Source organism: Prosthecobacter sp. (assembly GCF_044373815.1).
GTDB lineage: Bacteria > Verrucomicrobiota > Verrucomicrobiia > Verrucomicrobiales > Verrucomicrobiaceae > Prosthecobacter.
This window is the reverse complement of record NZ_JBIPNG010000354.1, coordinates 1-6,967: the sequence shown is the minus strand read 5'-3', so window position 1 is coordinate 6,967 and position 6,967 is coordinate 1. Positions and strand designations below refer to the sequence as shown.

At 59.1% G+C, this 6,967-nt stretch carries 7 protein-coding genes; all 7 read right to left on the bottom strand.

What is annotated here, in order from left to right; all coding sequences use genetic code 11:
• The coding region (locus ACIREA_RS22945; RefSeq protein ID WP_397384676.1) for a M15 family metallopeptidase at positions 1-609 on the bottom strand (609 nt) is incomplete at its 3' end.
• A gap of 38 nt (positions 610-647) precedes the next feature.
• Positions 648-2,819, bottom strand: a complete 2,172-nt coding sequence (locus tag ACIREA_RS22940; RefSeq protein WP_397384675.1) for a tetratricopeptide repeat protein — start codon at positions 2,817-2,819, stop codon at positions 648-650.
• Positions 2,820-2,888: 69 nt separating this feature from the next.
• Positions 2,889-3,476 (bottom strand): methyltransferase domain-containing protein, encoded by a 588-nt coding sequence (locus tag ACIREA_RS22935; protein ID WP_397384674.1) that lies wholly within the window; start codon positions 3,474-3,476, stop codon positions 2,889-2,891.
• A gap of 3 nt (positions 3,477-3,479) precedes the next feature.
• A complete protein-coding gene (gene trpB, locus ACIREA_RS22930; RefSeq protein WP_397384673.1) occupies positions 3,480-4,706 on the bottom strand; it encodes a tryptophan synthase subunit beta in 1,227 nt (408 codons plus the stop codon).
• A 75-nt stretch (positions 4,707-4,781) separates the two neighbouring features.
• Positions 4,782-5,843, bottom strand: a complete 1,062-nt coding sequence (gene lpxD, locus ACIREA_RS22925; RefSeq protein WP_397384672.1) for a UDP-3-O-(3-hydroxymyristoyl)glucosamine N-acyltransferase — start codon at positions 5,841-5,843, stop codon at positions 4,782-4,784.
• Positions 5,844-5,931: 88 nt separating this feature from the next.
• Entirely contained in the window at positions 5,932-6,567 is a 636-nt protein-coding gene (locus ACIREA_RS22920; RefSeq protein ID WP_395730931.1) for an OmpH family outer membrane protein, read from the bottom strand.
• 63 nt (positions 6,568-6,630) lie between these two features.
• Positions 6,631-6,967 (bottom strand): BamA/TamA family outer membrane protein (locus tag ACIREA_RS22915; RefSeq protein ID WP_397384671.1); only part of this gene is annotated, 337 nt, incomplete at its 5' end.

Here is a 6,967-nt window from a genome sequence, read left to right as displayed (position 1 = left end):
CAGATGCTTCTGCGCTTGAGGCATACGCATCGGAACGTCCAGCGCCTCATAGCGTTCCCAGTCAGCGTCGTCAAAATGCCACCACTCGCTTTCGAACACCGTGAAGCCGTGCTTCGTCATCACTTGCTGCAGCTTTTCTCGGTTTTTGAAAATTTCGGGCGGCACCAGTTTGAAATGCGCACCGGCTTTCTCAGAAAAGTCATCGTGAGCTGTCGGCATCGGCAGTTCCATGCCACGGGCATCGACAAGCGTTGCATCCACGGCGGCACCCCGGTTGTGACGACCGCCCTTGGCGGGATCGGCCACGAAGCGCGCATCGGGCAGCGTTTTCCACATCGCGCGCTGGACGGCGAGCGGACGGTAGGCGTCCCAGATCTTCAAGCTCAGGCCCTGGGATCTCAGCTCCGCTTGTATCAGCGCCAGCTTGGCGGCCGTGGCCGGGCGCAGCAGAGCACGCGCATGCTTGGGATAGAATGCCGTTTTGAAATAATTGTCCGCCGTGGTGTAGCGCAGATCGATCACCAGACCATCCGCCCTGGTGCCGATGTCGACCAAGGTTTGCGCAGAGAGGCCGGAGGCCGCGAGTAAGAAAGCGAACAGGGTTTTCATGGCAGAAGAGCGACGGAAACCTTGCGTCCGTCGTCTTCTTAACGCTGCGACACCTTGCCGCCTTCGAGCAGTTTTTCGAGATTGGGGTCGGGCCGGACACCCTTTTTGATCGCTTCACCGTACTCAGCACGTGCCTTGTCCCACTGCGGGGGATCCCAGGTGATGTAGAGCACGGCGAGATTGAAATGGGCCTCGCCGTAGGCAGGATCAATGGCCAGAGCCGTCTTGAATTCGCGTTCGGCACGTTCGATCAGATTGAGCTTGGTGGCGATGATGCCGAGGTAATGCCTGCCACTGGCGTTGTCGGGGCGTTTGGCGAGGCTCTTCTCGAAGTAGGTCATCGCATCCTTCCAGCGTTCCTGTTTGAAATAGGTGACGCCAAGCGCGAAGGAGGCGGGTTCGTTGGTCGGATCGTAGGCCAACGCCTTCTGGAGGGACACCTCGGCGTCGGCATGTTTGTTTTCACGCTGACGTGTGATGCCCAGACCGATGAGCGCGGTGACGTTTTTGGGTTCGGCCCGAAGCGCATCCTGGTATTGCTTGGCAGCACTTTCGAAATCCTTGTCCATGTAGCTTTCGTTGGCCTGGTTGATGAGCTTTTCGACGGAGGTCGGCGCAGGAGGAGCCGCTTTTTTATCGCTGTCCGGCGATGCGTTGGCGATGAGGGTGGCCTGCACTCCCTTCGGGCCCAGCAGTTCCCGCACGACAGGATCGGAGAAAAGCTTTTCCTCTTCCGGTGTGAGAATCATGCGCGCGTTCTTCATTTCCTCGACCTGCTTGACGAGATCGTTGGATGCGCTCTCCATTTTCTGCAGTTCAGCAATCATGAGGTCCTTGGCGGCCTGCTGACGATGCTGAGTGCGCAGCTGGCGCATGATGATACCGCGCAGCATTTCATTTTCCTGGGTGAGCTCAGGCGTGGTGGCGATCTTGCCCTCCATGCCGCTCTGAACTTCTTTGAGCTGCTTCGTCAGCTCGGCCACCTGGGTCTGGTAGGTGGCGCTTTCTTTGCGCAGTTCGGCCATCTGGCCCTGCAAGCCGGTGAGCTGGCCGCGCAGGGCCACGATTTCCTGGTCCTTGCGTCCGACATCCGCCTTCAGGGTTTCCACCTGCTTCTGCGCCTCGACGATCTCCTTTTTCAAGCGTTCGTTTTCTGCAATGAGGCGCTTCATTTCAGCGCTGCCGGTTTTCTTTTTCAAAGTTTCCACCTCAGCCTGCAATCCCAGGCTGCGGGCGCTGGCGGCATCACGATCCTTGACGGCTGAATCACGCTGTTTCACCGCGTCATCGCGCTGAGTGATCGCCCCATCACGATCCTTCACAATCTGATCACGCTCCTTGATGATCTTGTCACGCTCCTGCTGCACGGCGGCCATTTGGGTGGAGGCATCGGCCAGTTTTTGGGAGGCCTCCTTGGCCGCAGTTTCAGCGGCTGTCAGTCGCTGGGCGTTTTTGCGCATCTCCAGATCCACCGCCATTTTTTCTTCCATCAGCTTGGCCAGCTGCCCCTGCGCGGCCTGGCCTGCTTCCACGTCCTTGCCCATGGCGAGGATGCTCTGCTCCAATGCGGTGGTCTTTTTGCCGAGGGCCTCGTTTTGCTGGCGTGCAGTGGTGATTTCCCCGGAGGCCCACTGATACCAGTTCTGCCATTTGCCGAGGTCGACCTGCTGCTGGTTGGTCTTCGCCTCCAGTTCCAGAACCCGCTGTTTGTGCATCTGCTCCCACTGGCTCAGCAAGTCGCTGAGACTTGGCAGGGAACCTGGGGTGGTGGGAATGGCAGCGGCGGGTTGTGCCAGCACACCAGGAGAGGGAATGGTGGCCACTGGCATGACGGGAGCTGGAGCCACGGCTGCCACCGGAGCCGGGGCTGCCGTGGGTGCAGTTGCGGCCGCCTGTGCCTGCAACGAACGTGACTGCAGCCGAGTGAGAGCATCTTGAATCTTGTTCTGACGTGCAGCTCGCATTTCCGGCTGCCACGTCGGGTAGTTCCGGGCGATGCTGTCCATGATCTCGCCAGCCTGTTTGAATTTGGTCTGCGCGAGCGTCAAGTCACCGGAGTTTTCGAGAGCGGCGGCCTCATTGTTGAGGACGAAGCCGCGGAAGTACTGATCGGCCACTTCACTGCTGGCATCAACGGACTGTGCATGCGACACCGGTGCGGCAAGTACAAGCGCCGCAAAGAGGGTGAGGACGTAAAAAAGGCGATTCATGGAATATTGGGGGAAGGGAAGGAGTTTACCGCTTTGCGGTGTCCTTGTAAATGGTCTTGGCAGCCTGTCTCAGGCCTGCCGCTGCCGCAAAACGGCCACCCAGCGGTCCACGGACTTGCCCGGAGCATCCTGCAGGGCCCGGCTGTTCTTGTTGCGCTTGTTGCTGACGACTTCCATTCCCAGAGACTCCAGCGCACGCAGCGCGAGCCGGTGCTCGACATCAAAATAGCTGGTGATGACCAGCATGCCGTCGGGGCGCAGCTTGGCGATGCCTTGGTCAAAAATCTTCTTCCACAGTTCCGGACCGTGCCAGAAGTTTTGATGGCGCAGAAAGACCATGTTGAAGTCATCACTCAACTCTTTGTGCTGGTCGATCTTGGTGGCGTCCTCGATCAAAAACTGCGCGGGCAGATGGCTGTGCGTTTCACGAGCCTGGCGGATTTCGCGTATGCGAATATCCGCGCCGATCATTTCGACCCCACCACCCTGGGTGAGTTCGGAACCGACTTGGATCAAGGTCTCCGCTTCATCACAGCGCCCGCAGGCCAGATTGAGGATGCGCATGTCCTTATGCGCCGCAGGCAGATGCGGGGCCAGCGAGTCATGCAGCAGCGATTTCAGCTGCGACATGTCTTCGGCTATCGGAGCGGGCAGCATATCTCAAAACTTCAATTCCTCACCGAAAATCAAGCGCGCCGCCTGAGCCACGTCCTTGTCCCCGCGACCGGAGAGATTCACAAGGATGATCTGATCTTTGCGCATGGTCGGGGCTACTTTGTGGACTTCGGCGATGGCGTGGCTGCTTTCGAGGGCGGGGATGATGCCTTCGACCTGGCTGAGTTCCTGGAACGCGGCGAGCGCCTCGTCATCCGTGGCGTAATTGTAGGTCACACGGCCCTGCTCGTGCAGCCAGGCGTGCTCGGGGCCGATGGCGGCATAGTCGAGGCCTGCGCTGACGCTGTGGGTGAGCTCGATCTGGCCGTCGGCATTGGCCAGGAGCCAGGTCTTGGTGCCTTGCAGAACGCCGAGACGACCGCCTTGGAAACGTGCGGCATGGCGCTCGGGGATGATGCCGTCACCACCAGCTTCGACGCCCGTCATGCGCACATCCTTGTCATTCAGGAAGGGATGGAAGAGGCCGATGCTGTTGCTGCCGCCGCCGACACACGCGACGAGCAGATCCGGCAGGCGCTCCTCGCGCTCCAAGATCTGACGGCGTGCCTCGACGCCGATGATGCGATGGAAGTCACGCACCATCATGGGGAAGGGGTGTGAGCCGAGAGCGGAACCCAGGATGTAATGCGTGGTGCGCACGTTGGTCACCCAGTCGCGCATGGCCTCATTCACAGCTTCCTTGAGCGTGGCCTGGCCCGCCGTCACAGCGACGACTTTGGCCCCGAGGAAACGCATGCGTGCAACATTCAGCGCCTGGCGCTCCATGTCCACCTTGCCCATGTAGATGACGCATTCGCAGCCAAAACGTGCGCACACCGTGGCGGTGGCGACACCGTGCTGGCCGGCACCTGTTTCGGCGATGATGCGCTTCTTGCCCAGGCGCTGTGCGAGCAGGATCTGCCCGAGGGCGTTGTTGATCTTGTGTGCGCCGGTGTGCAGCAGGTCTTCGCGTTTGAGGTAAATTTTGGCGCCGCCGAGCTTTTCGGTCCAGCGTTCGGCAAAGTACAGTGGCGTCGGGCGGCCAACATATTCGTGGAGCAGCCGGTCCAGTTCCTTCTGGAAAGCAGGGTCGGCTTTGGCCCTCTCGTAATGATCTGAAAGCTCGGTCAGCGCCGCCATGAGCGTTTCTGGCACGAACATGCCGCCGTACTGGCCAAAGTGGCCGTGGCTATCGGGCATCACGGGGAGGGGAAGGATGGAGGCGGCGGTCATGGGGGGATGAAAATAGATCGAAGACCTGCCCTTGGCAACGTCTGCGCAGGCTTCAGGCAAAGTTACGCGCCTTGATCAGGAATGGACCGTTCCGCCTTCGAGTGCGGCGAGTTTTTTTTCCAAGGCTCGCACGCGGTCCAGCAAATCGGGGATCTTCGCCGGAAGGCTGAGCATCTTGCGCCCTTCCATGAGCGGACGGGCGGGGTAACCGGTGTAGGCCCCTGCTTCAAGGATGCTTTTGGTGACACCGGATTTGGCAAAGAACATGACTTTGTCGCCAATCTCAAGGTGACCTGCCACGCCGACCTGCCCCCCCATGGTGACGTAGTTGCCCAGTCGGGTGCTGCCAGAGATGCCAGTTTGCGAAACGATGATGCAGTGCTTCCCAAGCGTGCAGTTGTGACCGATCTGCACCAGATTGTCGATCTTGCAGCCCTCGCCGATCAAGGTGCGGCCGAAGCGGGCGCGGTCAATGGTGGTGCAGGAGCCGATTTCGACATCATCATCGATCTGCACGATGCCGACCTGATCGATCTTCTGATGGCGGCCTTGAACCTGCTCGTAGCCGAAGCCGTCACTGCCGATCACGGAGCCGCTGTGGAGAATGACGCGCTGGCCCAGGATGCAGTATTCCTTGATGACGGCGTTGGCGTGAACGACGCAGCCGGCGCCGAGTTTGACTCCACGACCCAGGTAGACTCCTGCGTGAATGGTGCAGTCATCGCCAAGGTGCACGCCGGTCTCGATGACGGCGTTCGGGCCGATGCTGACCTTTTGCGGGTCGTAAACCACGTCACTGGCCACCGTGGCGGAGGGATGCACGCCGGGCACAAACTCAATGGCGGGAGGGCCAAAGAAACGAATGACATGAGAGAAGGCGAAAGTGGGGTTTTTAAGGCGAATGAGCGCAAGCCCCTCCCTGGCATCTTCAGCGACAAGATCCTCCGGCACGAGGGCGGCGGAGGCACGGGTGGTCTTGAGCGCAGGCAGGTAACGTGCATTGCCAAGGAAAGTCACTTCACCTGGGTTGGCTTCCAAAATGGAGTTCAGTCCGGAGATGATGGATTCCGGGCTGCCCGCAGAGAGTGTTCCTCCGACGAGTTCAGTGAGTTTCTGAAGGGTGATGGAATGGCTCATGGTTGCAGACGAATACAACTACGCTGGAACAAAAAAAGGCACGTCGCAAATGTTTGCGGCGTGCCTTGGAATAACTGACAGCCGCAGGCTATTTTTTCGGTTCCTCAGCCTTGGGTGCCGGAGCGGCGGCTCCTTCTTTCTTGGGCTCGGCGCCAGGAGGTGGCGCATCCTTGTTCAGTTCGACGATGAGCTGATCGGTGAGATCGGTGGCAGCACCTTCCCTGACGTGCAGAATGATCGGCACCGTGGAAAGGCTGACGCCTGTCTTGTCGAAAACGATGTCGTAGGCATCTGCCTTGGAGCGGTCGCGGACGACAACAAGAATCTCCTCATACAGGCCTTTGCGGATCTGCATGTCTTCCTGCTTGAGCTGCTGCTGGCGACGGTCAGCGAACTCCTGCATTTCCATTTCCAGGGCGCGGATTTCTTTCACTTTTTCACCCAGTTCAGCACCGTATTTCGCACGCTGTTCGGGAGTGATGATCGGATCGCTGGCGATTTTCTGAAGCTTTTGGGCCTCGGCAGCCAGGTTTTTATACGTGTTCTGACGCTCAGTCATTTCCTGGGCGGCTTTTTCGTAATTGGCCTTGTACTTGTCCGCAGCGGTTTTGGTTTTGTGGAACTCCTGGAAGACTTTGGACATGTCGATCACACCGATTTTGAGATCGGCGGCCTGAAGAGTGACGGTGGCGAGGATGAGGGCGATGAACGCGCTGCGAATCATAAGTGTGGGATTTTGAATGAGATTGGAGGGGCAGACAAACAAATTTGTCTGAACAACAGGCTGCTAGAACTTGTAGCCCATGTTGAACTGGAAGCGGCCACCGTTGCCTGAAGTGGCGTCTTTGCCGATTGGCACCGCATAGTCAACACGGATAGGACCGACGGGAAGGAAGAGGCGCAGGCCGATACCCGCATCTGAGTAGATGGCACCATTGCCATAGGAGGCGCCGGTGGCCCCGCTGATGGAGCCGACGTCACCGAAGACCACCACGCGCGGTGACTTTTCCGTGTTGGCGGTGATGTGCACCGGAATGGAAAATTCGCTTGAGGCGTAGATGGATGTCAGGCCGCCGATTGGCTCACCCGTGCTGTCCTTGGGGCCAGCATGACGATACGTGAAG